We start from the raw sequence: 23,694 nt of genomic DNA, 5'->3' as shown, positions 1-23,694 counted from the left end.
TGCATGCAACCGCGGCACGAGACTAGAGGAACGGCAAGCCACTATGGCGGGACAGAAGATCCGCATCCGGCTCAAGGCCTACGACCACGAGGCGATCGACGCGTCCGCGCGCAAGATCGTCGAGACCGTGACGCGCACCGGCGCTCGGGTCGTCGGGCCGGTGCCGCTGCCCACTGAGAAGAACGTCTACTGCGTCATCCGCTCCCCGCACAAGTACAAGGACTCGCGGGAGCACTTCGAGATGCGGACGCACAAGCGGCTCATCGACATCCTCGAACCGACGCCCAAGACGGTGGACGCGCTCATGCGCATCGACCTGCCAGCCAGCGTCGACGTGAACATCCAGTAGGCGGAGAGACGAGACCCATGTCTGACAGGCAGATCAAGGGGATTCTGGGCACCAAGCTCGGCATGACCCAGGTCTTCGACGACCAGAACCGGGTTGTCCCGGTGACGGTCGTGCAGGCCGGGCCGAACGTGGTCACCCAGATTCGCACCCCGGAGAAGGACGGCTACGCGGCCGTGCAGCTGGCGTTCGGCGCCATCGACCCGCGCAAGGTGAACAAGCCGCGCACCGGCCACTTCACCAAGGCAGGCGTCACTCCGCGCCGCCACGTCGTCGAGCTGCGCACCGCCGACGCCGGCGAGTACGAGGTCGGCCAGGAAGTCACCGCCGAGGTCTTCGAGGCCGGCACGGTGGTCGACGTGGTCGGCACCAGTAAGGGCAAGGGCTTCGCGGGCACGATGAAGCGCCACGGCTTCCGCGGCCAGGGCGCCAGCCACGGTACCCAGGCCGTGCACCGCAAGCCGGGCTCCATCGGTGGCTGTGCCACCCCGGGCCGCGTGTTCAAGGGCATGCGGATGTCCGGGCGGATGGGCTCCGACCGCGTCACCACCCAGAACCTCAAGGTCCACCGGGTGGAGGGCGAGTCCGGCCTGCTGCTGATCAAGGGCGCCGTCCCCGGCCCGAAGGGCGGACTGGTGCTGGTGAAGAGTCCCGCGAAGGGTGGTGCGTGATGAGCGTGACGCTGGACGTCCGTACCCCGGACGGCAAGACCGACGGCACCGTCGAGCTGCCCGCCGAGATCTTCGACGTGCAGGCCAACATCGCGTTGATGCACCAGGTCGTCGTCGCTCAGCTCGCGGCGGGCCGCCAGGGCACGCACGCGACCAAGACCCGCGGCCAGGTCTCCGGTGGTGGCAAGAAGCCGTACCGGCAGAAGGGCACCGGTAACGCCCGGCAGGGCTCGATCCGCGCCCCGCAGTTCACCGGTGGTGGCACCGTCCATGGGCCGCAGCCGCGCGACTACTCGCAGCGGACCCCCAAGAAGATGAAGGTCGCCGCGCTTCGCGGTGCCCTGTCCGACCGCGTCCGCGCGGGCCAGCTGCACGTGGTCTCCCACGTCGTCGGTGGCGAGCAGCCGTCGACCAGGCAGGCCAAGACCGCGGTGCGGACCTGGACCGAGGCCAAGCGCGTCCTGGTGGTGCTCAACAAGTCGGAGGAGACCTCCTGGCTGAGCCTGCGCAACCTGCAGAACGTCCACCTGATCGACCCGTCCCAGCTGAACACCTACGACGTCCTGGTCAACGACGACGTCGTGTTCACCAAGGCGGCGTTCGAGCGCTTCGTCGCAGGCCCGGCCAAGGGCAGGACGGCAAAGGCGGCGGCTACCTCTGGTGAGGCTGAGGAGGCGAACCAGTGATCCCCGACCCGCGAGACATCATCCTTGCGCCGGTGATCTCCGAGAAGTCCTACGGGCTGCTCGAGGAGAACCAGTACACGTTCCTGGTCCGCCCGGGCTCGAACAAGACCGAGATCAAGATCGCGGTCGAGAAGATCTTCGGCGTGAAGGTCAACAACGTCAACACGATCAACCGCCAGGGCAAGCGCAAGCGCACCCGCACCGGGTACGGCAAGCGCAAGGACACCAAGCGGGCGATCGTAACGCTCTCCCCGGAGAGCAAGCCGATCGAAATCTTCGGCGGACCGGCCGCCTGACCGGCGCTGATTAGGACGAGGTTGCGTTAGAGATGGGCATTCGCAAGTTCAAGCCGACGACGCCAGGGCGTCGCGGCTCCAGCGTGTCCGACTTCGCCGAGATCACGCGGTCGGAGCCGGAGAAGTCGCTGCTGCGCCCCCTGCACGGCCGGGGCGGTCGCAACGCACACGGCAAGATCACCACGCGGCACAAGGGCGGCGGCCACAAGCGGGCCTACCGCCTGATCGACTTCCGCCGCAACGACAAGGACGGTGTGCCGGCCAAGGTCGCGCACATCGAGTACGACCCCAACCGCAGCGCCCGGATCGCGCTGCTGCACTACGCGGACGGCGAGAAGCGCTACATCATCGCCCCGAACAACGTGCGGCAGGGCGACCGGATCGAGAGCGGTGCCCGCGCCGACATCAAGCCGGGCAACAACCTGCCGCTGCGCAACATCCCCACCGGCACCGTGGTGCACGCGATCGAGCTGCGCCCCGGTGGCGGGGCCAAGATCGCGCGCTCGGCGGGTGCCAGGGTCCAGCTGGTGGCCAAGGACGGCCCGTACGCCCAGCTCCGGATGCCCTCGGGCGAGATCCGGAACGTGGACGCGCGCTGCCGTGCCACGGTCGGCGAGGTCGGCAACTCCGAGCACGCCAACATCAACTGGGGCAAGGCCGGCCGGATGCGGTGGAAGGGCAAGCGCCCGACCGTCCGAGGTGTCGTGATGAACCCGGTGGACCACCCGCACGGTGGTGGTGAGGGCAAGACCTCCGGTGGTCGTCACCCGGTCAACCCGAAGGGCAAGCCGGAGGGTCGCACCCGCCGCAACAAGCCCAGTGACAAGCTCATCGTCCGCCGTCGCCGCACCGGCAAGAAGCGCTGAGCAGGGAGGTAGGAGAACATGCCACGCAGCCTGAAGAAGGGCCCGTTCGTGGACGACCACCTGCTCAAGAAGGTGGACGCGCTGAACGAGTCGGGCAAGAAGACCGTGATCAAGACCTGGTCCCGCCGGTCGACGATCATTCCGGACATGCTCGGGCACACCTTCGCGGTCCACGACGGCCGCAAGCACATCCCGGTGTTTGTCAACGAGTCGATGGTCGGGCACAAGCTCGGCGAATTCGCGCCGACCCGCACCTTCAAGGGTCACGTCAAGGACGACCGGAAGTCGCGCCGCCGCTGAGCGGGTCTGTGACACGAACGAACAGCAGCAAGGGGTAGCAGGATGACAGCCCGTATCGACGACACTGCCGCGGAGGAGAACCCGCGCGCAGTGGCGCGGGCCCGCTTCGTCCGCGTGACGCCGATGAAGGCCCGTCGCGTGGTCGAGCTCATCAAGGGCCGTAGCGCCAGCGAAGCCCTGGCCGTGCTCCAGTTCGCGCCGCAGGCCGCCAGCGGTCCGGTGTCGAAGGTGCTCGCCAGTGCGGTCGCCAACGCGGAGAACAACCTCTCGCTCGACCCCGACACCCTCTGGGTGCACCGGGCCTACGTCGACGAGGGTCCGACGCTGAAGCGCTTCCGGCCGCGTGCGCAGGGTCGCGCGTACCGGATCCGCAAGCGGACCAGCCACATCACGGTCGAGGTCGAGTCGCGTCCGAAGAAGGTGGCCAGCAAGTCCAAGAGCCAGAAGGGGAGTGCCCGGTAGTGGGTCAGAAGATCAACCCGCACGGCTTCCGTCTCGGCATCACCACGGACTGGAAGTCCCGCTGGTACGCCGACAAGCAGTACTCGGAATACGTCGCGGAGGACGTCAAGATCCGCCGTCGGCTCTCTCGCGGTATGGAGCGCGCAGGGATCTCCAAGGTGGAGATCGAGCGCACCCGCGAGCGGGTCCGGGTGGACATCCACACCGCCCGGCCGGGCATCGTCATCGGCCGTCGCGGTGCCGAGGCGGACCGCATCCGCGGTTCGCTGGAGAAGCTGACCGGCAAGCAGGTCCAGCTCAACATCCTCGAGGTCAAGAACGCCGAGGCGGATGCGCAGCTGGTGGCCCAGGGCGTCGCCGAGCAGCTCTCGAACCGGGTCTCGTTCCGGCGCGCGATGCGCAAGGCCATCCAGTCGGCCATGCGCTCGCCGCAGGTCAAGGGCATCCGGGTGCAGTGCGGTGGCCGTCTCGGCGGTGCCGAGATGTCCCGGTCGGAGTTCTACCGCGAGGGCCGGGTCCCGCTGCACACGCTGCGCGCGGACATCGACTACGGCTTCTTCGAGGCCCGCACCACCTTCGGCCGCATCGGCGTGAAGGTGTGGATCTACAAGGGTGAGCTCGTCGGTGGCCTGAAGCAGAAGCAGCAGGAGTCCGAGGTGCGCCCGCCCCGCGGTGACCGCGGTGACCGTGGCGAGCGCGGCGAGCGCGGTGGCCGTCCCGAGCGCGGCGGCCGTCGTCGTTCGGGTGCCTCCGGCACCACCGGCTCCGGTGGCACCGAGGCCGGTCGCGCCGCGGCGGACAAGTCCAAGGGCTCCGCGCAGAGTCCCGAGCAGGCGCAGACCTCCGGCGACGTGGCCTCGGCCAACGCCCCGCAGGTCGCCGAGCCTCGGGCCGATGAGAAGACGGAGGGCTGAGACGTGCTGGTCCCACGCAGGGTGAAGTGGCGCAAGAGCCACGCGCCGAAGCGGAAGGGCTTCGCCAAGGGCGGCACCCGGATCAACTTCGGTGAGTACGGCATTCAGGCGATCGAGCACGGCTACGTGACCAACCGTCAGATCGAGTCGGCTCGTATCGCCATCACCCGGCACGTCAAGCGTGGCGGCAAGGTGTGGATCAACATCTTCCCGGACCGTCCGCTGACCAAGAAGCCGGCCGAGACCCGTCAGGGTTCCGGTAAGGGCTCCCCGGAGTCCTGGGTCGCCAACGTCAAGCCCGGTCGCGTCATGTTCGAGCTGAACTTCCCGAACGAGAAGACCGCGATCGAGGCGCTGACCCGTGCGGCGCACAAGCTCCCGATGAAGTGCAAGATCGTGTCCCGAGAGGCTGGTGACTTCTGATGGCAGCGGGCGTCACCGCCACCGAGCTGCGCGAGCTGGCCGACGAGGAGCTCGTGCAGAAGCTGAAGGAATCGAAGGAAGAGCTGTTCAACCTCCGGTTCCAGATGGCGACCGGGCAGCTGGAGAACAACCGCCGGCTGCGCGTCGTTCGCCGGGACATCGCCCGGATCTACACCATCATGCGTGAGCGCGAACTGGGCCTGACGGTTTCACCTGAAGGCGCTGAGGAGGGCGCGGCATGAGTGACGGAGGACAGGGCGTGACCCGCAACACCCGCAAGGTCCGCGAGGGCTACGTCGTCTCGGACAAGATGGACAAGACGATCGTGGTCTCGCTCGAGGACCGCAAGAAGCACGCCCTCTACGGCAAGGTCATGCGCCAGACCACCAAGGTGAAGGCGCACGACGAGGCCAACACGGCGGGCGTCGGCGACCGGGTCCTCCTCATGGAGACCCGCCCGCTGTCGGCGACCAAGCGCTGGCGGCTGGTCGAGGTCGTCGAGAAGGCCAAGTAAGTCGGTCGCGGTCGGCCGGCCGTTGGAGGTTTCAGCGGCCGGCCGAATCGCGTGCCGGTTGACCGCGCGCGTCGGGTCGGAAATCCGTCGCGCCAGAGTGCGACCGGGCGAACGCCCGGACGCTTAGGGTCAGGAGTCAGACGTGATCCAGCAGGAGTCGCGACTTCGCGTCGCCGACAACACTGGGGCCAAGGAGATCCTCACGATCCGGGTTCTCGGTGGTTCCGGTCGGCGCTACGCGGGTATCGGGGACATCATCGTGGCGACCGTCAAGGAAGCCATCCCCGGTGCCGGAGTCAAGAAGGGCGATGTGGTCAAGGCCGTCATCGTCCGGCAGAAGAAGGAGAAGCGTCGTCCGGACGGTTCCTACATCCGGTTCGACGAGAACGCCGCGGTGCTGATCAAGCCGGGCGGCGAGCCGCGCGGTACCCGCATCTTCGGGCCCGTCGGCCGCGAGCTGCGTGACAAGAAGTACATGAAGATCATCTCGCTCGCGCCGGAGGTGCTGTGATGAAGGTGAAGAAGGGTGACACCGTCGTTGTCATCTCCGGCAAGGACAAGGGCGCCAAGGGCAAGGTGATCCAGGCCTTCCCGCAGCGGGAGAAGGTCCTGGTCGAGGGTGTCAACCGGATCAAGAAGCACACCAAGGTCTCCCGGACCGAGCGTGGTGCGCAGTCCGGTGGCATCGTCACCCAGGAAGCGCCGATCCACGTCAGCAACGTGATGGTGGTCGACTCCGACGGCAAGCCCACCCGTGTCGGCTATCGCACCGGTGAGGACGGCAAGAAGGTTCGTATCTCTCGCCGCAACGGTAAGGACATCTGATCATGACCACGACTGAGAAGATCGTCCCCCGGCTGAAGACCCGCTACCGCGACGAGATCCGCCAGGCCCTGAACGAGGAGTTCCACTACTCCAACGCGATGCAGGTGCCCGGCGTGGTCAAGGTCGTGGTCAACATGGGTGTTGGCGACGCCGCACGGGACAGCAAGCTGATCGAGGGCGCGGTGCGCGACCTGGCGATCATCACCGGTCAGAAGCCGGAGATCCGCAAGGCCCGCAAGTCGATCGCGCAGTTCAAGCTGCGCGAGGGCATGCCGATCGGTGCCCGTGTGACGCTGCGCGGCGACCGGATGTGGGAGTTCATCGACCGGCTGGTCACCATCGCGCTGCCGCGCATCCGTGACTTCCGGGGCCTGTCGGGCAAGCAGTTCGACGGCAAGGGCAACTACACCTTCGGCCTCAACGAGCAGTCGATGTTCCACGAGATCGACCCCGACTCGATCGACCGTCCGCGCGGCATGGACATCACCGTCGTTACTACGGCCAACACCGATGAGGAAGGCCGGGTGCTGCTGCGCCGGCTGGGCTTCCCGTTCAAGGAGAACTGAGCCGATGGCCAAGAAGGCGTTGATCAACAAGGCCGCCGCCAAGCCGAAGTTCAAGGTCCGGGGCTACACCCGGTGCCAGCGCTGCGGTCGTCCGCGGTCGGTGTTCCGCAAGTTCGGCCTCTGCCGCGTGTGCTTCCGCGAGATGGCGCACGCCGGCGAGCTGCCGGGCGTGAGCAAGAGCTCCTGGTGACGTCCCGCCCGACGGGGACCCGGCTGCTGCCGGTACCCTCGTCGGGCGTCACCTGGGCGTTCGCCCCTGCGCTGAGGACGCTCGCGCTCGCACGCGAAGAGAACGGCCTGCCGCTGCGGCAGGCGATGACCCCCTAATTCGTCCAGGCCGGGGTCCAGACGGTGCCTCCGGGTACGTGTCGAGACCCGCAGGAACCAGACGAGAAAGGTTGAGAAGGTCACCATGACGATGACCGATCCCATCGCAGACATGCTCACTCGTCTGCGCAACGGCAATTCGGCATACCACGACGAGGTCGTGATGCCGCACTCGAAGCTGAAGGCGAACATCGCCGAGATCCTCAAGCGCGAGGGTTACGTGTCGGGCTACCGCACGGAGCAGGGCGAGAAGGGCCAGAACCTGGTCGTCGAGCTCAAGTACGGCCCGAACCGCGAGCGGAGCATCGCCGGCCTGCGCCGGGTCTCCAAGCCCGGTCTGCGGGTGTACGCCAAGTCCACCAACCTGCCGAAGGTGCTGGGCGGACTGGGCATCGCGATCATTTCGACCTCCGGCGGTCTGGTGACCGACCGGCAGGCCATCAAGCAGGGCGTGGGCGGGGAAGTCCTCGCCTACGCGTGGTAAGGGAGGAGGAACGGCCATGTCGCGCATTGGAAAGTTGCCGATCACCGTCCCCTCCGGCGTCGAGGTGACGATCGACGGCCAGAACGTGACGGTCAAGGGCCCGAAGGGCACCCTGGAGCAGCGGATCGCCGAGCCGATCATCGTCGAGCGGGACGAAGACGGTGCGATCCTGGTGAAGCGCCCGGACGACGAGCGCAACAGCCGCTCGCTGCACGGACTGTCCCGCAGCCTGGTGAACAACATGGTGGTCGGCGTCAGCCAGGGCTACCAGAAGGACCTCGAGATCTACGGCGTGGGTTACCGCGTGCTGCAGAAGGGCTCGAACCTGGAGTTCTCCCTGGGCTACAGCCACCCCGTCCTGGTCGAGCCGCCGGAGGGCATCGAGTTCGCCACCGAGGGCGCCACCAAGCTGTCGGTCAAGGGAATTGACAAGCAGCTGGTCGGCGAGATCGCCGCCAGGATCCGCAAGCTGCGCCGCCCCGACCCGTACAAGGGCAAGGGCGTCCGTTACGCGGGCGAGACCATCCGCCGCAAGGTCGGAAAGACGGGTAAGTGACCATGAGCGAGACCACCACAGCTACCAAGCGCAAGCCAGTGGGCAAGGGCATCTCGGGCGTGCGTCGGACCGCCCGGACCAACCGCCACTTCCGCCTTCGCAAGAAGGTCAGCGGCACGCCGGCCCGCCCGCGGCTGGTCGTCACCCGGTCGACGCGGCACATCGTCGCGCAGGTCATCGACGACATCGCCGGCCACACGCTGGCCTCGGCGACCACGATGGAAGCCGAGCTGCGTTCGTTCGACGGCGACAAGAAGGCCAAGGCCGCCAAGGTGGGCGAGCTGGTCGCCGCCCGTGCCAAGGAGGCCGGGATCGCCGCGGTCGTTTTCGACCGGGGTGGCAACGCCTACCACGGCCGCGTGGCCGCGCTGGCCGACGCCGCCCGTGACGGCGGTCTGGAGTTCTGAGATGCGTAAGACAGCGAACGGAAGGGACGCCTGATGCCTGGACGCACTCGGCGTGACGGCGGTTCGGAGTCCGGCGGCAAAGACCGCCGGGACCGCCGCGACGGTGGCCGTGGCGGGGCGGCCCAAGAGAAGACCCCGCAGTTCGAGCGAGTCGTGACCATCAACCGGGTCGCGAAGGTCGTCAAGGGCGGTCGGCGCTTCAGCTTCACCGCTCTGGTCGTCGTCGGTGACGGCGACGGCATGGTCGGTGTCGGCTACGGCAAGGCCAAGGAAGTTCCGGCGGCGATCGCCAAGGGTGTCGAGGAAGCGAAGAAGAACTTCTTCCGCGTTCCCCGGCTCGGCGGCACGATCACCCACCCGGTGCAGGGCGAGGACGCCGCGGGCGTCGTGCTGCTGCGTCCGGCCAGCGCCGGTACCGGTGTCATCGCCGGTGGCCCGGTGCGTGCGGTGCTGGAGTGCGCCGGTGTCCACGACGTGCTGAGCAAGTCGCTGGGCAGCGACAACCCGATCAACATCGTGCACGCCACCGTCGCGGCGCTGAAGATGCTTCAGCGTCCCGAGGAGGTCGCGGCGCGTCGTGGCCTGCCGCTGGAGGACGTCGCACCGGCGTTCATGCTGCGGGCCCGTGCGGGTCAGGGGGCGTGACATGGCACAGCTGAAGATCACGCAGCACAAGGGTCTGGTCGGCGCCAAGCAGAACCAGAAGGACTCGATGCGGACCCTCGGCCTGCGCAAGATCCGCCAGTCGGTGGTCCGTCCGGACACCCCTGACGTGCGCGGCCTGGTCAACGTCGTTCACCACCTGGTGACGGTCGAGGAGGTCGACTGAGCATGGTCATCAAGATTCACGACCTGCGGCCTGCCCCTGGCTCCAAGCGCGACAAGATCCGCGTCGGTCGCGGTGAGGGCTCCAAGGGCAAGACCGCCGGCCGCGGTACCAAGGGCACCAAGGCCCGCAAGAACGTCTCCCCTCGTTTCGAGGGTGGGCAGATGCCGATCCACATGCGGCTGCCGAAGCTTCGCGGCTTCAAGAACCGCTTCCGCACGGAGTTCCACGGCGTGAACGTCGGCAAGATCGCCGCCGCGTTCCCGCAGGGTGGCACCGTCGGCATCGACGAGCTGATCTCCGCCGGTCTCGCCAACAAGGGCGAGCTGGTCAAGATCCTCGGCGACGGGGACCTGGAGGGCGTCAAGCTGGAGGTGACCGCGCACGCGTTCACCGGCAGCGCCCAGGAGAAGATCACCGCTGCCGGTGGTTCGGTCACCAAGCTGGACCGCTGACAGCGCCTTGAGCCGGTGAGGGCCGGTCGACCCGCGGGGTCGACCGGCCCTCGTCGTTTTCCGGGGACGGCATCTGCCGACGTGGCTGGGGGTGGGACGCCCCGGCGCGGTCTGCTTCTCGAGTCTCTTGTTGGTAAGCCTTTCGGGTTGGGTGGGCACAGCCTTTCGGCAGTGGTGGGCGCGTCCGTTGGCCGCGCGGGTCAGCGCTGTTCGCCGTGGCCGCCAGCGGCCGTACGGCGCAGCGGCCTCCGCTGCGGGGCCTCGGCCGAAGGTGCTGGGCGGCACGCCCGCATGCAGTGTGGGAGCGCTCCCATTCGTCGGTGTTCCGGGCAGTGCGGCCTTCGTACGTTGATCGTGCCGCCCGCCAGGACGGCGTCAGCGGACGAGGGGAGCCACGGACATGCGACATCGACGGACAGGGCGCACCGCCCTGGCGGCAGCGGCCGTGCTGGCCGCGACGATCTCCGGCACGGCCGGGGGCATCGCCGCGCCCGGGGGCAACGCGTCCCCGGGCAGCGCCTCCGCGGCCGAGCCCGGGCAGCCCGGTTCCGCGCGGACCGCGGTCGTGCAGCCGGCAACCGGGCAAGCGGGCTCCACGCACGCCTCACCCGGCCGGCACTGCTCCTACGACCTGCGCACCGCGGAGCGGCACTGCTTCGCGTCCAGGGACCAGGCGGTGACGACGGCCCGCGCCGAATCGGGCGAGGTCATCCAGGCCACGCTCTTCGAGAACCGCGACTACGGCGGCGCCAGCTTCACCGTCTACGGAGAGTCGCTGTGCGAGAAGGACGGGGTCGTCAACTACCAGATCGACCTGCCCGACGACTGGAAGAACCGGGTCTCCTCGGTGCAGCCGTGGGGCAACTGCTGGATCTGGCTCTACCCGGAGCCGGGCCTGGGCGGTGACCGCGACGGGCCGTTCGACGAGAACACCCCGCACGTCGGCGACCTGATGGACGACCGCACCCAGTCGGTCGGCCTGAGCTGAAGGAGGTCCGCGCATGCGCGCACGAGTTTCCCGGGCCCTGGTCGCCTCGGCGGTCGTGACCGGTGCCCTCGCCTTCCCGTTCCCGGCCACCGCCGCGCAGGCAGGCGCCGAGGACGGCCCGACGGTTCGCGAGCTGCTGGAGAAGTGCGACAACGGCACCGACAGCTGCGTCTTCCACCCGCAGGGCGAGCCGGAGTACTTCACCGGTGAGGCCCACCAGGTCGGCGACCCGGTATACAACTGCACCTCCAGCCAGCAGCGGTCGTCGGTGAACTGGTCCGACACGACCTCGCAGAGCAACAGCGTCGGGCTGTCCATGACGACCGAGGCAGGCTTCGGCAAGGTTTTCGCGGTCTCCTACGAGCAGGCCTACGAGCACAAGTGGGAGGAGTCGCACACCGAGGCGCAGACGACCTTCGTCGACACCAACCCGAACCAGGTGGGCTGGGTGCAGAGGGCGCCGCAGATGCAGAAGGTCAAGGGCACCTACGAGCTGCACTTCCCGGACAAGTTCCACGACCACTACATCTGGTACGTCGACCTGGAGGTGACCGGCCCGGCGCCGGACTCGTCATCGGCGGTCAGCCAGCACACCCGCGACATGAGCGAGGAAGAGCAGGCCAACTGCCCGTAGTGGCCGCGCGAACCGCGTTCGGCGCGCCTGCGGGCCGCCGGGAGATGGAGTCCACGATGAGACACGGCGTCACGACCGCGCTTGGATCCGCGGTGGCGATCGGGCTGCTGCTCGTCCCGCCCGCCCAGGCCGACGACGGGCCGACCGCCCGCGAGCTGCTGGAGAAGTGCGACAACGGCACCGACAGCTGCGTCTTCCACCCGAAGGGCGAACCCGAGTACTTCCAGAACACCTCGGAGCAGGTCGGAAACCCGGTGTTCAACTGCACCGACCTGCCGCAGACGATGTCGGTGTCGTGGTCGGACACGACCGCCGAGAGCAACAGCCTCGGACTGTCGATGGCCACCAGCTTCGGCGAAGTCTTCAAGGTGACCTTCAAGGCCACTTACGGCCACGAGTGGCGGGAGGAGCACACCGAGGGCCAGACGACCTTCATCGAGGTCAAGCCCGGTGAGGTCGGCCGGGTGTACCACGGCGCGATGATGCAGAAGGTCAAGGGCACCTACGAGCTGCACTTCCCGGACAAGTTCCACGACCACTACATCTGGTACGTCGACATGGACGCGACCGGCCCGGCCGACGAGCAGGGCGGCACCGTCACGCAGTCGACGCGGCCGATGACCGACGAGGAGCGCGAGGCCAACTGCGGCTGAGCGCTCGTGCGGTGCTCCGCGTGAGACCGGTGGCCCCCGGCCGGTCTCACGCGGAGCCGTGCCGCCGTGCCGCCCCCACGGCCGGGTCGTCCCGTAGCCCGATGGTGTGCTGCGCGTGGTTGCCAGTGGTGCGCTCGACGCGGGTCGCCACGGCGGGCCGCGACCGTCCGTGGTCGTTGCCGCGGGCTTCGCGTGCGCTCCGCAACCGCGCCGGGGAGACGCCCGATCCAGCGGAAACACAAGCGCCGCATGTGAAAAATGGCAACCGGTGCGGTCCCGCGGTTTCGCCGCAGCGCATTTCGCTCAAGGCGAATCGATGATCAGCCGTGAGCCCTCGGTCGCTGCCTGTGTCCACCGCGCGGCCTGCTAGAGTCGCGCCGTAGCGCCGCGTCCGACGCGGCGCTGTGTGAGAGTTTCCCGCCGTGCCGGCTGCTGGAAGCCGGCCACCGTCCCTGGCCGGTCCCGACCGGCTCGCGTACAGGAGGTTCGCGTGCTCGGCGCCTTCCGCTCGGCTCTGGCGACGCCGGACCTGCGGCGAAAGATCCTGTTCACACTGGGCATGGTCGTGCTGTACCGGCTCGGCGCCACGATCCCCTCTCCCGGGGTGTCGTACCCGAACATCCAGCAGTGCATCGTCCAGCTCCAGGGTAGCGGCAGCCAGAGCGTCTACTCCCTGCTGAACCTCTTCAGCGGCGGCGCGCTGCTGCAGCTCTCGGTGCTCTCGCTCGGGATCATGCCCTACATCACCGCGAGCATCATCATCCAGCTCCTGCAGGTGGTCATCCCGCGCTTCGAGCAGCTGAAGAAGGAAGGCCAGTCCGGCCAGGCGAAGCTGACGCAGTACACCCGTTACCTGGCGATCGCCCTCGGCGTGCTGCAGGCGACCGGTGTCGTGGCGCTCGCCGTGCGCGGCCAGCTGTTCCAGGGCTGCTCGGTCCCGGTGATCCCGGACGACTCGGTGCTCAACCTGATCGCCATCGTCGTCGTGATGACCGCGGGTGCGGCGCTGCTGATGTGGATGGGCGAGCTCATCACCGAGCGCGGCATCGGCAACGGCATGTCGCTGCTGATCTTCACCTCGATCGCGGCCCGCGTCCCGGCCGAGGGCGGCAACATCCTCAACTCGCACGGCCCGCTGGTCTTCTCGGTCGTCTGCGCCTTCGCCGTCGCGATCATCGCGACCGTGGTCTTCATCGAGCAGGCCCAGCGCCGCATCCCGGTGCAGTACGCCAAGCGGATGATCGGACGCCGGATGTACGGCGGGACCTCGACCTACCTGCCACTGAAGGTCAACCAGGCGGGTGTCATCCCGGTCATCTTCGGTTCGTCGCTGCTGTACCTGCCGCAGCTGCTGGGCCAGCTGGCGGGCAACCAGAACACCTGGTGGGCGCAGTTCATCCAGACCTACATCGTCGACCCGGCGAGCTGGGTGCACATCCTGCTGTACATGGCGATGATCGTCTTCTTCGCCTACTTCTACGTCTCGATCACGTTCAACCCCGAGGAGCGGGCGGACGAGATGAAGAAGTTCGGCGGGTTCATCCCCGGCATCCGGCCGGGACGCCCCACCGCCGAGTACCTCAACTTCGTGCTCTCCCGGATCACGCTGCCGGGCTCGCTCTACCTGGGCATCATCGCGATCCTGCCGAACTTCTTCCTCGGCATCACCGGTGGTCAGGGCCAGAACCAGAACTTCCCGTTCGGCGGCACCGCGGTGCTGATCATGGTCAACGTCGGCCTGGACACCGTGAAGCAGATCGAGAGCCAGCTCACGCAGCGCAGCTACGAGGGCTTCCTCCGCTAGACTGGACGGTCGGTGCGGATCGGCCACGGCCGTCGAGTCCTCCGGCGGAGGTCCCGGAGACCCGGGACGGAGGTCCCGTTCGGCCGCCCGGCTTCCTTGCGTAAGGTGAGCTGGATCGTGATGCCGGTCGCGCGGCCGGCGAACGCCCTGTGACGGATACCGCCAGCGCTCGGCGAAGGTGGCGCGAGGCCACCAGATTGATTCGGAGGCAGACCCTTGGTGCGATTGGTTCTCGTGGGCCCGCCCGGTGCGGGCAAGGGCACCCAAGCGGCCGTGCTCAGCGAGCAGCTCTCGGTGCCGCACATCTCTAGCGGCGACCTGTTCCGGTACCACATCGGAAACAACACCCCGCTGGGAGAAGAGGCCAGGCGCTACCTCGACGCGGGTGAGCTGGTTCCGGACGAGATCACCAACGAGATGGTGCTGGAGCGGCTGGCCGAGCCCGACGCCGCCGAGGGCTTCCTGCTGGACGGTTTCCCCCGCAACACCTCGCAGGCCGACGTGCTGGCGCGCTCCCTCGCCGAGAAGGGCACCGAGCTGACCGCGGTGCTGGAGTTCGACGTGCCGGAGGAGGAGCTGGTCAAGCGGCTGCTCGGGCGCGGCCGGGCCGACGACACCGAGGACGTCATCCGGCGCAGGCTGCAGGTCTACGGCTCGGAGACCGCGCCGCTGCTGGACTACTACCGGGACAAGCTGATCCGGATCGACGCCGTCGGTTCGGTCGAGGACATCACCGAGCGCGCGCTCAAGGCGCTGCGCGCACCGGCCTGAGCCGGAGGGGACTCGCGTGTTGCGAAGAGGGAAGGGCATCGAGCTCAAGTCCACCGGCGAGATCCAGGCGATGCGAGCGGCGGGTCTGGTCGTCGCCCGCGCGCTGGCGGCGGTGACCGCGAAGGCGCAGCCCGGCGTGAGCACCGGTGAGCTGGACGCGGTCGCCGAACAGGTCATCCGGGACGCGGGTGCGGTGCCTTCCTTCAAGGGCTACCAGGGCTTCCCCGCATCGATCTGCGCGTCGCTGAACGAGCGGGTGGTGCACGGCATCCCGTCGCGCGACGAGGTGCTGGCCGAGGGCGACCTGCTCTCGGTCGACTGCGGGGCGATCCTGGACGGCTGGCACGGCGACTCCGCGGTGACCATCGCCGTCGGCCCGATCAGCGAGCGAGACCAGAAGCTCTCCGACGCGACCCGCGAGTCGATGTGGGCCGGGATCGAGCAGGTGCGGGCGGGCAACCGGCTCACCGACATCTCGCACGCGGTGGAGAGCTCGGCGCGGGCTTCGGCGGCGGCCGACGGCATCGACTACGGGATCATCGAGGAGTACGGCGGCCACGGCATCGGCAGCGAGATGCACATGGCGCCGTTCCTGCCGAACCTCGGCAAGCCGGGCAAGGGCCCGAAGCTGAAGGTCGGGATGGCCATCGCGGTGGAGCCGATGCTGACGCTGGGCTCGGCCGACACGGTGGAGCTCGACGACGAGTGGACCGTCGTGACCACCGACGGCTCGCGGGCGTCGCACTGGGAGCACACCGTCGCCATCACCGAGGACGGTCCCTGGGTGCTCACCCAGCCCGAGGACTGATCACCGCCCGGGGTTTCGCGCTCCGGGCCCAGTCAGCTGGGGTTCTTGAGATTGGTGGGGCTTCTGGGGCTTCGGGGCCGCTGTGACGTTTCGGCCGGGGCGCTCGTCTCTCACGAGGTAGGTTCGCCCGCCGTGCCCGGCTCGATCCGGGGACGGCGGCACACGTAGACGCGGCTGGGCGGCAGGTTGCGCCACACGGTGCTGCGCGGCATCACCTCGTCGAACGTCTCGTGCAGGGCTCCGACGAACTCGCGGGTCGTTGCTCGCCACAGCGTCGTCAGATAGGTGACCGTGGTGAAGACGCCGTCGGTGTTGAGCGCCGCGGCCGCCTCGCGCAGGAGCTCGCGCTGCTTCGCCGGGGGCAGGAGGGTCCAGGGGATACTGCTGATGACGGCGTCCGCCTTCGGGGCGCCCGTGGCGCTCAGCAGCTCCCGCAGCCTTGCCGCGTCGCCCTCGACGACCTCCAGCCACGGCTTCGCCTCGCGCAGGTAGCGCACCATCGCGGGGTCGATCTCCACCGCCAGGTGCCGCCCGCGCTCGGGTAGCCGGGCGTCGATCTCGCCACTGAGGGCTCCGGTGCCGGGTCCCAGCTCGACGACGACCGGTGCGCCGGTGGTGGGCACCACGGTCGCGACCGCGGCCGCGACGTGGCGCGACGTCGGGAGCACCGCGCCGACCACCCCGGGCCGGTGCAGGGCGCGCGAGACGAACGTGCGGTACTCATGGAGCTTGGCGCGCGTGCTCACGGGTGCTCCTGCCTGTCGAGCGCGGGGAATGCGACCGACCGTAGCCGCTCTCCGGTGCGCTCGTGGTGCAGCTCGCCCGATGTGTCCGCCGGACTTCACCGGATCGTTCCGCGTCGTTGGTCGCCGGAACGAGAAGCGCCCCCGCCGGATGGCGGGGGCGCCTCGTCGGTGCCGTCGTCAGACCAGCGGCCTGCGGCAGAGGTAGTGCAGGATCGGCGGGAAGTTCTTCCACGTGGTGTGGGTGAGCACCTCGTCGAAGGTCTCGGCCAGCCGGACCCGGAACCTGCGCCCGCCCGCCGTGCGGTCGGCGGGCAGGTAGGTCAGCGCGGTGAACGCGGCGTGCGGGGCCATGGCCTCGGTGACCTGCTTGAGGACGTGGTCCTGGACGTCGTCGGCCAGCAGCGACCAGGGGATGCTGCTGACGACCGCGTCGACCTTGCCGATCCCCCGCTGGTCGAGGATGGAGAGCAGGTCGCCCGCGTCGCCGTGGACGACCTCCATCCACGGCTTGTGCTCGCGCAGGTGTTCGACCATGTCTTCGCCGAGCTCGATGCCGATGTGGCGGGCGCCCGGGGGCAGCCGGTCGTGGATGCCGTTGCTCAGCGACCCCGTGCCCGGGCCGAGCTCGAGGACGACCGGCTCGCCGGTGGTCGGCACCACCTGGCCGACGGTGGCCGCCACGGCGGACGACGTGGGCGTGGCGGCGCCGACCATGCGGGGGTTGCGGAGCGCGGTCGCGAAGAAGGTGCGGTACTCGTCGAGCATCGTCGCCGCGCCCGCCACGGCCTTGTCGTACAGGGCTTTCGGCGAGTCCGGGCTGCTTTGGTCGTGGTGGGCGGTCACGTCTCTCCTCGTTGGCTTGGCAGTGCGGCCCCGCGAGCGAAGCGATCTCGAAGGTAATGAGCGGCCGATCGGCCCCGCAACCGCCGAGCCGGGCCGGGCCGGATGGGGTGGTCCCCGACCCCCGCCCGGGCGAACTCCCTGGGCAGTCGGCCTGCCCCGATGTGGAGGCGGTTCCACCGGCCGCGTACAGTGGAGCAACGGCGCACTGGCTGCGTCGGTTCGTCGTGCCTGTGCTCACAGGGGCCGCACCGATCGGATCGGGTCCTCGTCGACCCGGACCGGACGGGTGATCGCCTTCTCGTGGCACGTTACCCCGGCTCCTCGAACCGAGGTAGTGGTGTGTCCGCCGCGGAACCCGGGAGACCGGGGATCGCGGTGCGGCAAGGAATTGTCGACAAACCGTCACCGTCACGAAACGCGGAGGACATGGGCAAGAAAGACGGGGCCATTGAGGTCGAGGGTCGCGTGATCGAGCCGCTCCCTAACGCGATGTTCCGCGTCGAGTTGGAGAACGGGCACAAGGTCCTCGCACACATCAGTGGCAAGATGCGTCAGCACTACATCCGCATCCTGCCCGAGGACCGGGTCGTTGTGGAGCTCTCGCCCTACGACCTTTCCCGTGGGCGCATCGTCTACCGCTACAAGTGACCTCCACGGTGTCCGGGAGACCGGACACGCGTCCGAGCAGGAGAGCACGACCGTGAAGGTCCAGCCGAGTGTGAAGCGAATCTGCGACAAGTGCCAGGTCATCCGCCGTCACGGGCGAGTCCTGGTCATCTGCGACAACCAGCGCCACAAGCAGCGCCAGGGCTGATCGCGGATCGCGGTCCGAGTACCGCGACGCAGGCAGCGAACGAAGGAACTCCCTTTCGACCTGCCCGTTCAAGAGCGAACGGGCCGACCCCCGGGCTCCAGGCCGGGGCTGCGCACCCGAAGTGCGCAGATGGTGAGGGAGCAGACCTGGAGCGACAACGAAGGAGACCTGCCAGATGGCACGGCTCGCCGGCGTTGATCTCCCGCGCGAGAAGCGCATGGAGATCGCGCTGACCTACATCTACGGCATCGGCCGTACCCGCTCGAAGGAGATCCTGCGGGCGACGGACATCTCGTTCGACGTCCGTCCCAAGGACCTCGACGACGACCAGCTGGCGAAGCTGCGTGAGGCCATCGACGCCTACCGGGTCGAGGGCGACCTCCGACGCGAGGTCCAGGCCGACATCCGCCGGAAGATCGAGATCGGCTGCTACCAGGGCATGCGGCACCGGCGTCACCTGCCGGTGCACGGGCAGCGGACCAAGACCAACGCCCGCACCCGCAAGGGGCCGAAGAAGACGGTCGCCGGCAAGAAGAAGGCCGGGAAGAAGTAAGCCTCGCTAGGAGACCACGACAGATATGCCACCCAAGTCTCGCGCCGGCGCCGTCAAGAAGGTGCGGCGCAAGGAAAAGAAGAACGTCGCTCATGGCCAGGCGCACATCAAGAGCACGTTCAACAACACCATCGTTTCGATCACCGACCCCACCGGTGCGGTGATCAGCTGGGCCTCCGCCGGCCACGTCGGGTTCAAGGGCTCCCGCAAGTCCACCCCGTTCGCCGCGCAGATGGCCGCCGAGAACGCTGCCCGCAAGGCCGCTGAGCACGGCATGAAGAAGGTCGACGTCTTCGTCAAGGGCCCGGGCTCGGGCCGCGAGACGGCGATCCGCTCGCTGCAGGCCGCCGGTCTCGAGGTCGGCACGATCCAGGACGTGACCCCGCAGCCGCACAACGGCTGCCGCCCGCCCAAGCGGCGCCGGGTCTGATCGCGGGAAGGGAGAGATAGAAGATGGCTCGTTACACCGGTCCCGCGACCCGCAAGTCCCGCCGTCTGAAGGTCGACCTCGTCGGAGGCGACCAGGCGTTCGAGCGCCGGCCGTACCCGCCCGGCCAGCACGGCCGCGCGCGGATCAAGGAAACCGAGTACCTGCTGCAGCTCCAGGAGAAGCAGAAGGCGAAGTTCACCTACGGCGTGCTGGAGCGTCAGTTCCGCTCTTACTACGAGGAGGCCAACCGGCGTCCCGGCAAGACGGGTGACAACCTCCTGCAGGTGCTGGAGTGCCGGCTGGACAACGTCGTCTACCGGGCGGGCCTGGCCCGCACCCGGCGGATGGCCCGCCAGCTGGTCAGCCACGGCCACTTCACGGTCAACGGCAAGAAGGTGAACATCCCCAGCTTCCAGGTGTCGAAGTGGGACATCATCGACGTCAAGCAGAAGTCGCTGGGCAGCACTCCGTTCATCATCGCCAAGGAGACCGTCGGCGAGCGCCCGGTCCCGGCCTGGCTGCAGGTCGTGCCCTCGAGCCTGCGGGTCCTGGTGCACCAGCGCCCGGAGCGCGCGCAGATCGACACCCCGGTCACCGAGCAGCTCATCGTCGAGCTCTACTCGAAGTGACGCCTCCCGCCGGCGGCCACCACGTGGTCGCCGGCGGTGGCAGTCGCGGTGGTGGTGGGCAGATACCACCGCCACCGGCCCGCTTCGAGCGGGCACGCGTCCCATCGGCGTCAAATAGCGGGCGCCGTGAGGAAAGGAAACTCAAGTGCTCATCTCCCAGCGACCTTCACTGGCCGAAGAGGCAGTCGCCGAGACCCGCTCCCGGTTCGTCATCGAGCCGCTGGAGCCGGGCTTCGGCTACACCCTCGGCAACTCGCTCCGGCGCACCCTGCTCTCGTCGATCCCGGGTGCGGCGGTCACCAGCCTGCGCATCGACGGTGTGCTGCACGAGTTCACCACGATCCCGGGTGTGAAGGAGGACGTCACCGACGTCATCCTGAACCTCAAGGAGCTGGTCGTCAGCTCCGAGGAGGACGAGCCGGTCACGATGTACCTGCGCAAGCAGGGCCCCGGTGAGGTCACCGCGGCCGACATCGTGCCGCCCGCCGGTGTCACGGTGCACAACCCCGATCTGCACATCGCCACCCTCAACGGGAAGGGCAAGCTGGAGATCGAGCTGGTCGTGGAGCGTGGTCGCGGCTACGTCCCGGCGGTGCAGAACAAGCAGACCGGTGCCGAGATCGGCCGCATCCCGGTCGACTCGATCTACTCGCCGGTGCTGAAGGTGACCTACAAGGTCGAGGCGACCCGTGTCGAGCAGCGGACGGACTTCGACAAGCTGATCCTCGACGTGGAGACCAAGCCGTCGATCACGCCGCGCGACGCGGTGGCATCGGCGGGGCGGACCCTGGTGGAGCTGTTCGGGCTCGCGCGCGAGCTCAACGTCGACGCCGAGGGCATCGAGATCGGTCCGTCCCCCGCCGAGGCGGACACCATCGCGGCCTACGCGATGCCGATCGAGGACCTCGACCTGACGGTGCGCTCCTACAACTGCCTCAAGCGGGAGGGCATCCACACCGTCGGCGAGCTGGTCTCGCGCAGCGAGGCCGACCTGCTGGACATCCGCAACTTCGGTGCGAAGTCCATCGACGAGGTCAAGCTGAAGCTGGTCGGACTTGGCCTGGCGCTCAAGGACAGCCCGCCCGGGTTCGACCCGTCCGCCGCCGCGGCGGAGTACCCGTCCGAGGGTTGGTCCTCGGAAACCGAGACCGTCGGTGGTCTCGGCCGGGTCGAGGACAACGGCTACGACGACGGCCAGGACTACGCGGAGACAGAGCAGCTGTAGCTGTTTCGCGCGGTGAGGGGAACCGATCCGCGCCTTGAGAGGAGCAACCGATGCCCACCCCGACCAAGGGAGCGCGTCTCGGCGGGTCGCCGTCGCACGAGCGGCTGATGCTGGCCAACCTGGCCACCTCGCTGTTCGAGCACGGGAAGATCACCACGACCGAGGCGAAGGCGAAACGGCTGCGGCCGCTCGCCGAGCGTCTGATCACCAAAGCCAAGAAGGGCGACCTGCACAACCGTCGCGAGGTCATGAAGACCATCCGCGACAAGGATGTCGTGCACAAGCTCTTCGCCGAGATCGGTCCGCACTTCGCCGACCGCAACGGTGGCTACACCCGGATCGTCAAGGCGATGCCGCGTCGTGGTGACAACGCCAAGATGGCCGTGATCGCGCTGGTGACCGAGAAGACCGTCACCGCCGAGGCCGAGGCCGCCCGCGGCACCAAGTTCGCCAAGGACGAGAAGGCCACGGCGGAGGCCCCCGAGGCCAAGGCCGAGGAGACCGCCGAGTCGACCGAGGCCGCCGAGTCCACCGAGGCTCCGGCCGAGGAGGCCAAGGCCGAGGACACTGCCGCGGAGAAGAAGGACGAGTCCTGATCCCTGCGCGCAGCGACGCCGTGGACGAGCCCGCCGCTCCCTCCGGGGAGGGCGGGCTCGTTCGTCTGCGTCTGGAGGTCTCCTACGACGGCACGGAGTTCTTCGGCTGGGCCAAGCAGCCCGACCGCCGCACGGTGCAGGGGCTGCTGGAGGACGCGCTGTGGAAGCAGCCGCCGGGCCGTTCGGTGCCGCGTTCGGTGGTCGTGGCGGGGCGCACCGACACGGGGGTGCATGCGACGGGGCAGGTCGTCCACGTCGACGTGGTGCCCTTCGGTCCCGGTGAGGGCGGGCGGTTGCCGCTGGACGAGCACGGGATCCCCGACCTGGACCGGATGCGCCACCGGTGGAACCGGATCCTGCCCGGTGACGTGCGGGTGCTCGGTGCGAGGGTGGCTCCGCCCGGGTTCGACGCGCGGTTCTCGGCCATGCGCAGGCACTACCGCTACCAGGTCTCCGACGCGCCCTGGGGTGCCGACCCGTTGCGGCGCCGGGACACCCTGGCCTGGAACCGTCCGCTCGACGTGGACGCGTTGAACGCCGCGTCCGAGGACCTGCTGGGGCTCAACGACTTCGCCGCGTTCTGCAAGCAGCGCGAGGGCGCGACCACGGTGCGGGAGCTGCAGCGCTTCTCGTGGGAGCGCGCTGAACCGCACCTGCTGGTGGCGCGCGTGAGCGCCGACGCCTTCTGCCACTCCATGGTCCGCAGCCTGGTCGGCGCGCTGCTCATGGTCGGCGACGGCCGCCGCTCGCGGACGTGGCCCGCCGAGGCGCTGCGCGCCGCCGAGCGAACCAGCACCGTGGCGCCCGCGCACGGGCTGACCCTCGTCGGCGTCGACTACCCGTCCGACGACGAGCTCGCCGACCGCGCCGCCCGCACGCGCGCGGTTCGCACGCTCGGCCTCGGCGGGTAGCCGAAGCCGTTCCGGGCCGTCTGCGGCCCGCTCAGCGCCGGCACGGGCGCGCTGATCGCCGCGGAGTGAGTAGTAATGCTCACCGCGAAACCCGCCCTGCGATGTTGTACTGGCGGGGTTGGGTTTCCTCCCCACAGCTGAAGCTGGGGGAATCCCTTCCGCCTCGCAACGGAAGCTTCCTGCTTCATCGCCGGTTGCCTCCCCGGTTAAGGCGAGGGACGCAGAAAGCGCCCGGAGGTCTTACACCCGCTCCACAGGCCACGTCCCACACCCCGTGGGAACACCGGAACGGCTTGATCAGCATAGCGCCGAGAGGAGGTAGGCGGTGCGTAGACATGACCAAGGGCAAGGTTCTCCGCCGCCAACAAATCCTATGAACGAAACGCATCGTCTGTCGTCGGAGCAACGTGCACGGCTGGAGCGGCTGGCCGACCGGGGTGTGCTGACCCGCGAGCAGGTGGCAGCCGTTCTCGAGGAACTCGACCACCCGCGCCCGGTGCCGGAGAGCGCCGGGACCGGGCTCTGGGAGGTGCTCGGCTACATCGGCGGCGCGCTCGTGCTCGGCGGGGCGTCCCTGCTCGTGGGCATGTCCTGGGAGGACCTCACGCGCCCCGGTCGCGTCGGTCTGCTCGCCGCGGCGACCCTGGTGCTCGCCGTGGCAGGTCTGGTCATCGCCGGTGGACCGCGCGGTGCGCGCGCGTTCGCCGGCCAAGCACCGTCGCCGCGCGGCCGGATCGTGGGGGTGCTGTTCGCGCTCGGGGCCTGTACCGCCGCGCTCGCGGTCGGCAGCGGCTTGGACGCCTACGAGTCGCTGGCGGCCACGACGACGGGGCTGCTGGCCGCGCTGCTCGGTTACGCCGTGGTGCGGGGAGTGCCGCTGCTGGTGGTGGCGATCGGCTTCAGCATCGGCGTGGTGACCTCCGCGGCCGGGGAGTGGTTCAACGACTCGACGCCGCTGACGACGACGGCGTTGGTGGCGCTGGGCGCGGTGTGGACCGCGCTCGCCGTGGCCGGAGTGCTGCGGTACCGGCACACCGCGCTGGGCGCAGGTGTGGTGATCGCCATGGCTGGATCGCAGTACCCGATGAGCTCCGAGCAGCCCTGGTGGGGCTACGGCCTGACGCTGCTGATCGCGCTCGCCTGCTTCGCCGCCTACCTCGTCGAGCGCGCCGCGGTCCTGCTGGTGCTGGGCGTGGTCGGCGTGACGGTGTCGGTGCCGGAGGCGGTCTGGGACTGGACCGGTGGGGCGCTCAGCGGCCCGCTCGTGGTGCTGCTGGTCGGGGTCGTCTTCCTGGCCGCGGGCGGCATCGGGCTGCGGCTGCGCCGGAATCCACCGCCGCTGAGGTCCTGAGTGGACGCACGAAG

At 68.9% G+C, this 23,694-nt stretch carries 39 protein-coding genes; 37 read left to right on the top strand and 2 right to left on the bottom strand.

All coding sequences use genetic code 11. The annotated features are described in order from the left end of the window. Positions 1 to 43 precede the first annotated feature (43 nt). From rpsJ to map, 28 genes are all read left to right on the top strand, one after another. The gene (gene rpsJ, locus HUO13_RS34415) at positions 44 to 349 is read left to right on the top strand and encodes a 30S ribosomal protein S10 (RefSeq protein ID WP_009948626.1); all 306 of its coding nucleotides are present in this window, start codon (positions 44 to 46) and stop codon (positions 347 to 349) included. A 17-nt stretch (positions 350 to 366) separates the two neighbouring features. Continuing rightward, the gene (gene rplC, locus HUO13_RS34410; protein WP_211899028.1) at positions 367 to 1,017 is read left to right on the top strand and encodes a 50S ribosomal protein L3; all 651 of its coding nucleotides are present in this window, start codon (positions 367 to 369) and stop codon (positions 1,015 to 1,017) included. Next, positions 1,017 to 1,703, top strand: a complete 687-nt coding sequence (rplD, locus tag HUO13_RS34405) for a 50S ribosomal protein L4 (RefSeq protein ID WP_211899027.1) — start codon at positions 1,017 to 1,019, stop codon at positions 1,701 to 1,703. The genes rplC and rplD overlap by 1 nt, the downstream gene beginning before the upstream one ends. Beyond that, the gene (gene rplW, locus HUO13_RS34400; RefSeq protein ID WP_249124289.1) at positions 1,700 to 1,999 is read left to right on the top strand and encodes a 50S ribosomal protein L23; all 300 of its coding nucleotides are present in this window, start codon (positions 1,700 to 1,702) and stop codon (positions 1,997 to 1,999) included. Before rplD ends, rplW begins: the two co-directional genes overlap by 4 nt. A gap of 32 nt (positions 2,000 to 2,031) precedes the next feature. Beyond that, complete coding sequence (gene rplB / locus HUO13_RS34395) at positions 2,032 to 2,865, top strand: 50S ribosomal protein L2 (protein WP_211899026.1); 834 nt, start codon at positions 2,032 to 2,034, stop codon at positions 2,863 to 2,865. An 18-nt stretch (positions 2,866 to 2,883) separates the two neighbouring features. Then, a complete protein-coding gene (gene rpsS, locus HUO13_RS34390) occupies positions 2,884 to 3,165 on the top strand; it encodes a 30S ribosomal protein S19 (RefSeq protein WP_009948631.1) in 282 nt (93 codons plus the stop codon). Positions 3,166 to 3,207: 42 nt separating this feature from the next. After that, complete coding sequence (gene rplV, locus HUO13_RS34385; protein ID WP_029621862.1) at positions 3,208 to 3,627, top strand: 50S ribosomal protein L22; 420 nt, start codon at positions 3,208 to 3,210, stop codon at positions 3,625 to 3,627. Further along, positions 3,627 to 4,541 carry a 30S ribosomal protein S3 gene (gene rpsC, locus HUO13_RS34380; RefSeq protein WP_211899025.1) on the top strand — a complete coding sequence of 305 codons (915 nt, stop codon included), beginning with the start codon at positions 3,627 to 3,629 and terminating at the stop codon, positions 4,539 to 4,541. The genes rplV and rpsC overlap by 1 nt, the downstream gene beginning before the upstream one ends. A gap of 3 nt (positions 4,542 to 4,544) precedes the next feature. Then, positions 4,545 to 4,964, top strand: coding sequence for a 50S ribosomal protein L16 (gene rplP / locus HUO13_RS34375; RefSeq protein WP_009948636.1), 420 nt, complete (start codon positions 4,545 to 4,547; stop codon positions 4,962 to 4,964). Continuing rightward, a complete protein-coding gene (rpmC, locus tag HUO13_RS34370) occupies positions 4,964 to 5,206 on the top strand; it encodes a 50S ribosomal protein L29 (RefSeq protein ID WP_211899024.1) in 243 nt (80 codons plus the stop codon). The genes rplP and rpmC overlap by 1 nt, the downstream gene beginning before the upstream one ends. Next, complete coding sequence (gene rpsQ, locus HUO13_RS34365) at positions 5,203 to 5,478, top strand: 30S ribosomal protein S17 (RefSeq protein WP_211899023.1); 276 nt, start codon at positions 5,203 to 5,205, stop codon at positions 5,476 to 5,478. Before rpmC ends, rpsQ begins: the two co-directional genes overlap by 4 nt. 142 nt (positions 5,479 to 5,620) lie before the next feature. Beyond that, on the top strand, positions 5,621 to 5,989 hold the full coding sequence (gene rplN / locus HUO13_RS34360; RefSeq protein ID WP_211899022.1) for a 50S ribosomal protein L14: 369 nt from the start codon (positions 5,621 to 5,623) through the stop codon (positions 5,987 to 5,989). Further along, positions 5,989 to 6,303 carry a 50S ribosomal protein L24 gene (gene rplX / locus HUO13_RS34355; RefSeq protein ID WP_211903361.1) on the top strand — a complete coding sequence of 105 codons (315 nt, stop codon included), beginning with the start codon at positions 5,989 to 5,991 and terminating at the stop codon, positions 6,301 to 6,303. Before rplN ends, rplX begins: the two co-directional genes overlap by 1 nt. Positions 6,304 to 6,305: 2 nt before the next feature. Further along, the gene (rplE, locus tag HUO13_RS34350) at positions 6,306 to 6,869 is read left to right on the top strand and encodes a 50S ribosomal protein L5 (protein ID WP_211899021.1); all 564 of its coding nucleotides are present in this window, start codon (positions 6,306 to 6,308) and stop codon (positions 6,867 to 6,869) included. A 4-nt stretch (positions 6,870 to 6,873) separates the two neighbouring features. Then, entirely contained in the window at positions 6,874 to 7,059 is a 186-nt protein-coding gene (locus HUO13_RS34345; RefSeq protein WP_009948644.1) for a type Z 30S ribosomal protein S14, read from the top strand. Then, entirely contained in the window at positions 7,056 to 7,196 is a 141-nt protein-coding gene (locus HUO13_RS34340; RefSeq protein ID WP_211899020.1) for a hypothetical protein, read from the top strand. Before HUO13_RS34345 ends, HUO13_RS34340 begins: the two co-directional genes overlap by 4 nt. Positions 7,197 to 7,281: 85 nt before the next feature. Beyond that, positions 7,282 to 7,680: a 30S ribosomal protein S8 gene (gene rpsH / locus HUO13_RS34335; protein ID WP_211899019.1), complete on the top strand. Its 399-nt coding sequence runs from the start codon at positions 7,282 to 7,284 to the stop codon at positions 7,678 to 7,680. 16 nt (positions 7,681 to 7,696) lie between these two features. Beyond that, positions 7,697 to 8,236 carry a 50S ribosomal protein L6 gene (rplF, locus tag HUO13_RS34330; RefSeq protein ID WP_211899018.1) on the top strand — a complete coding sequence of 180 codons (540 nt, stop codon included), beginning with the start codon at positions 7,697 to 7,699 and terminating at the stop codon, positions 8,234 to 8,236. Between the two features lie 2 nt (positions 8,237 to 8,238). After that, positions 8,239 to 8,643, top strand: a complete 405-nt coding sequence (rplR, locus tag HUO13_RS34325) for a 50S ribosomal protein L18 (protein WP_432757801.1) — start codon at positions 8,239 to 8,241, stop codon at positions 8,641 to 8,643. A gap of 33 nt (positions 8,644 to 8,676) precedes the next feature. After that, entirely contained in the window at positions 8,677 to 9,288 is a 612-nt protein-coding gene (gene rpsE, locus HUO13_RS34320; protein ID WP_211899017.1) for a 30S ribosomal protein S5, read from the top strand. Between the two features lies 1 nt (position 9,289). Beyond that, positions 9,290 to 9,472: a 50S ribosomal protein L30 gene (rpmD, locus tag HUO13_RS34315; protein WP_211899016.1), complete on the top strand. Its 183-nt coding sequence runs from the start codon at positions 9,290 to 9,292 to the stop codon at positions 9,470 to 9,472. 2 nt (positions 9,473 to 9,474) lie between these two features. Further along, the gene (gene rplO / locus HUO13_RS34310) at positions 9,475 to 9,924 is read left to right on the top strand and encodes a 50S ribosomal protein L15 (protein WP_211899015.1); all 450 of its coding nucleotides are present in this window, start codon (positions 9,475 to 9,477) and stop codon (positions 9,922 to 9,924) included. Positions 9,925 to 10,324: 400 nt separating this feature from the next. Further along, positions 10,325 to 10,912 (top strand): hypothetical protein, encoded by a 588-nt coding sequence (locus HUO13_RS34305; protein WP_211899014.1) that lies wholly within the window; start codon positions 10,325 to 10,327, stop codon positions 10,910 to 10,912. A 13-nt stretch (positions 10,913 to 10,925) separates the two neighbouring features. Next, positions 10,926 to 11,546 (top strand): hypothetical protein, encoded by a 621-nt coding sequence (locus tag HUO13_RS34300; RefSeq protein WP_211899013.1) that lies wholly within the window; start codon positions 10,926 to 10,928, stop codon positions 11,544 to 11,546. A 56-nt stretch (positions 11,547 to 11,602) separates the two neighbouring features. Next, on the top strand, positions 11,603 to 12,199 hold the full coding sequence (locus HUO13_RS34295) for a hypothetical protein (protein ID WP_211899012.1): 597 nt from the start codon (positions 11,603 to 11,605) through the stop codon (positions 12,197 to 12,199). 490 nt (positions 12,200 to 12,689) lie between these two features. Then, the gene (gene secY, locus HUO13_RS34290; protein ID WP_211899011.1) at positions 12,690 to 14,003 is read left to right on the top strand and encodes a preprotein translocase subunit SecY; all 1,314 of its coding nucleotides are present in this window, start codon (positions 12,690 to 12,692) and stop codon (positions 14,001 to 14,003) included. Between the two features lie 216 nt (positions 14,004 to 14,219). After that, positions 14,220 to 14,774 (top strand): adenylate kinase, encoded by a 555-nt coding sequence (locus HUO13_RS34285; RefSeq protein ID WP_211899010.1) that lies wholly within the window; start codon positions 14,220 to 14,222, stop codon positions 14,772 to 14,774. Positions 14,775 to 14,790: 16 nt separating this feature from the next. After that, entirely contained in the window at positions 14,791 to 15,582 is a 792-nt protein-coding gene (gene map / locus HUO13_RS34280; protein ID WP_211899009.1) for a type I methionyl aminopeptidase, read from the top strand. A 110-nt stretch (positions 15,583 to 15,692) separates the two neighbouring features. On the opposite strand, the gene HUO13_RS34275 is transcribed toward map, so the two are convergent. Continuing rightward, positions 15,693 to 16,328, bottom strand: coding sequence for a class I SAM-dependent methyltransferase (locus HUO13_RS34275; protein ID WP_211899008.1), 636 nt, complete (start codon positions 16,326 to 16,328; stop codon positions 15,693 to 15,695). 177 nt (positions 16,329 to 16,505) lie between these two features. Continuing rightward, the gene (locus HUO13_RS34270; protein WP_249124287.1) at positions 16,506 to 17,171 is read right to left on the bottom strand and encodes a class I SAM-dependent methyltransferase; all 666 of its coding nucleotides are present in this window, start codon (positions 17,169 to 17,171) and stop codon (positions 16,506 to 16,508) included. Between the two features lie 426 nt (positions 17,172 to 17,597). Here HUO13_RS34270 and infA point away from each other — a divergent pair, with 426 nt between their 5' ends. The 9 genes from infA to HUO13_RS34225 all read left to right on the top strand — a co-directional run bounded on the left by infA (position 17,598) and on the right by HUO13_RS34225 (position 23,680). After that, on the top strand, positions 17,598 to 17,819 hold the full coding sequence (gene infA / locus HUO13_RS34265; protein ID WP_009948665.1) for a translation initiation factor IF-1: 222 nt from the start codon (positions 17,598 to 17,600) through the stop codon (positions 17,817 to 17,819). A 52-nt stretch (positions 17,820 to 17,871) separates the two neighbouring features. After that, positions 17,872 to 17,985: a 50S ribosomal protein L36 gene (gene rpmJ / locus HUO13_RS34260; protein WP_009948666.1), complete on the top strand. Its 114-nt coding sequence runs from the start codon at positions 17,872 to 17,874 to the stop codon at positions 17,983 to 17,985. A gap of 175 nt (positions 17,986 to 18,160) precedes the next feature. Further along, entirely contained in the window at positions 18,161 to 18,538 is a 378-nt protein-coding gene (gene rpsM, locus HUO13_RS34255) for a 30S ribosomal protein S13 (protein WP_211899007.1), read from the top strand. Between the two features lie 25 nt (positions 18,539 to 18,563). Then, positions 18,564 to 18,968 carry a 30S ribosomal protein S11 gene (gene rpsK / locus HUO13_RS34250; protein ID WP_009948668.1) on the top strand — a complete coding sequence of 135 codons (405 nt, stop codon included), beginning with the start codon at positions 18,564 to 18,566 and terminating at the stop codon, positions 18,966 to 18,968. Positions 18,969 to 18,991: 23 nt separating this feature from the next. Next, complete coding sequence (rpsD, locus tag HUO13_RS34245; protein ID WP_211899006.1) at positions 18,992 to 19,597, top strand: 30S ribosomal protein S4; 606 nt, start codon at positions 18,992 to 18,994, stop codon at positions 19,595 to 19,597. Positions 19,598 to 19,742: 145 nt separating this feature from the next. Next, positions 19,743 to 20,822, top strand: coding sequence for a DNA-directed RNA polymerase subunit alpha (locus tag HUO13_RS34240; protein WP_211899005.1), 1,080 nt, complete (start codon positions 19,743 to 19,745; stop codon positions 20,820 to 20,822). 50 nt (positions 20,823 to 20,872) lie between these two features. Beyond that, on the top strand, positions 20,873 to 21,418 hold the full coding sequence (gene rplQ, locus HUO13_RS34235; RefSeq protein ID WP_211899004.1) for a 50S ribosomal protein L17: 546 nt from the start codon (positions 20,873 to 20,875) through the stop codon (positions 21,416 to 21,418). Positions 21,419 to 21,438: 20 nt separating this feature from the next. After that, positions 21,439 to 22,329, top strand: coding sequence for a tRNA pseudouridine(38-40) synthase TruA (gene truA, locus HUO13_RS34230; RefSeq protein ID WP_211899003.1), 891 nt, complete (start codon positions 21,439 to 21,441; stop codon positions 22,327 to 22,329). 373 nt (positions 22,330 to 22,702) lie between these two features. Beyond that, positions 22,703 to 23,680 (top strand): DUF2157 domain-containing protein, encoded by a 978-nt coding sequence (locus HUO13_RS34225; protein ID WP_211899002.1) that lies wholly within the window; start codon positions 22,703 to 22,705, stop codon positions 23,678 to 23,680. Positions 23,681 to 23,694: the final 14 nt, after the last annotated feature.

This window comes from Saccharopolyspora erythraea, from assembly GCF_018141105.1.
Taxonomy (GTDB): Bacteria; Actinomycetota; Actinomycetes; order Mycobacteriales; family Pseudonocardiaceae; genus Saccharopolyspora_D; species Saccharopolyspora_D erythraea_A.
The sequence above is the reverse complement of the archived record's forward strand: the minus strand, read 5'-3'. Positions and strand labels throughout refer to the sequence as shown.

Bases quoted from the DNA above. Each gene is read 5' to 3' on its own strand.
- rpsJ (WP_009948626.1), top strand. From the start codon at position 44: ATGGCGGGACAGAAGATCCGCATCCGGCTCAAGGCCTACGACCACGAG.
- rplC (WP_211899028.1), top strand. From the start codon at position 367: ATGTCTGACAGGCAGATCAAGGGGATTCTGGGCACCAAGCTCGGCATG.
- rplD (WP_211899027.1), top strand. From the start codon at position 1,017: ATGAGCGTGACGCTGGACGTCCGTACCCCGGACGGCAAGACCGACGGC.
- rplB (WP_211899026.1), top strand. From the start codon at position 2,032: ATGGGCATTCGCAAGTTCAAGCCGACGACGCCAGGGCGTCGCGGCTCC.
- rpsS (WP_009948631.1), top strand. From the start codon at position 2,884: ATGCCACGCAGCCTGAAGAAGGGCCCGTTCGTGGACGACCACCTGCTC.
- rplV (WP_029621862.1), top strand. From the start codon at position 3,208: ATGACAGCCCGTATCGACGACACTGCCGCGGAGGAGAACCCGCGCGCA.
- rpmC (WP_211899024.1), top strand. From the start codon at position 4,964: ATGGCAGCGGGCGTCACCGCCACCGAGCTGCGCGAGCTGGCCGACGAG.
- rpsQ (WP_211899023.1), top strand. From the start codon at position 5,203: ATGAGTGACGGAGGACAGGGCGTGACCCGCAACACCCGCAAGGTCCGC.
- rplX (WP_211903361.1), top strand. From the start codon at position 5,989: ATGAAGGTGAAGAAGGGTGACACCGTCGTTGTCATCTCCGGCAAGGAC.
- rplE (WP_211899021.1), top strand. From the start codon at position 6,306: ATGACCACGACTGAGAAGATCGTCCCCCGGCTGAAGACCCGCTACCGC.
- HUO13_RS34345 (WP_009948644.1), top strand. From the start codon at position 6,874: ATGGCCAAGAAGGCGTTGATCAACAAGGCCGCCGCCAAGCCGAAGTTC.
- rpsH (WP_211899019.1), top strand. From the start codon at position 7,282: ATGACGATGACCGATCCCATCGCAGACATGCTCACTCGTCTGCGCAAC.
- rplF (WP_211899018.1), top strand. From the start codon at position 7,697: ATGTCGCGCATTGGAAAGTTGCCGATCACCGTCCCCTCCGGCGTCGAG.
- rplR (WP_432757801.1), top strand. From the start codon at position 8,239: ATGAGCGAGACCACCACAGCTACCAAGCGCAAGCCAGTGGGCAAGGGC.
- rpsE (WP_211899017.1), top strand. From the start codon at position 8,677: ATGCCTGGACGCACTCGGCGTGACGGCGGTTCGGAGTCCGGCGGCAAA.
- rpmD (WP_211899016.1), top strand. From the start codon at position 9,290: ATGGCACAGCTGAAGATCACGCAGCACAAGGGTCTGGTCGGCGCCAAG.
- rplO (WP_211899015.1), top strand. From the start codon at position 9,475: ATGGTCATCAAGATTCACGACCTGCGGCCTGCCCCTGGCTCCAAGCGC.
- HUO13_RS34305 (WP_211899014.1), top strand. From the start codon at position 10,325: ATGCGACATCGACGGACAGGGCGCACCGCCCTGGCGGCAGCGGCCGTG.
- HUO13_RS34300 (WP_211899013.1), top strand. From the start codon at position 10,926: ATGCGCGCACGAGTTTCCCGGGCCCTGGTCGCCTCGGCGGTCGTGACC.
- HUO13_RS34295 (WP_211899012.1), top strand. From the start codon at position 11,603: ATGAGACACGGCGTCACGACCGCGCTTGGATCCGCGGTGGCGATCGGG.
- infA (WP_009948665.1), top strand. From the start codon at position 17,598: ATGGGCAAGAAAGACGGGGCCATTGAGGTCGAGGGTCGCGTGATCGAG.
- rpsM (WP_211899007.1), top strand. From the start codon at position 18,161: ATGGCACGGCTCGCCGGCGTTGATCTCCCGCGCGAGAAGCGCATGGAG.
- rpsK (WP_009948668.1), top strand. From the start codon at position 18,564: ATGCCACCCAAGTCTCGCGCCGGCGCCGTCAAGAAGGTGCGGCGCAAG.
- rpsD (WP_211899006.1), top strand. From the start codon at position 18,992: ATGGCTCGTTACACCGGTCCCGCGACCCGCAAGTCCCGCCGTCTGAAG.
- rplQ (WP_211899004.1), top strand. From the start codon at position 20,873: ATGCCCACCCCGACCAAGGGAGCGCGTCTCGGCGGGTCGCCGTCGCAC.
- HUO13_RS34225 (WP_211899002.1), top strand. From the start codon at position 22,703: ATGAACGAAACGCATCGTCTGTCGTCGGAGCAACGTGCACGGCTGGAG.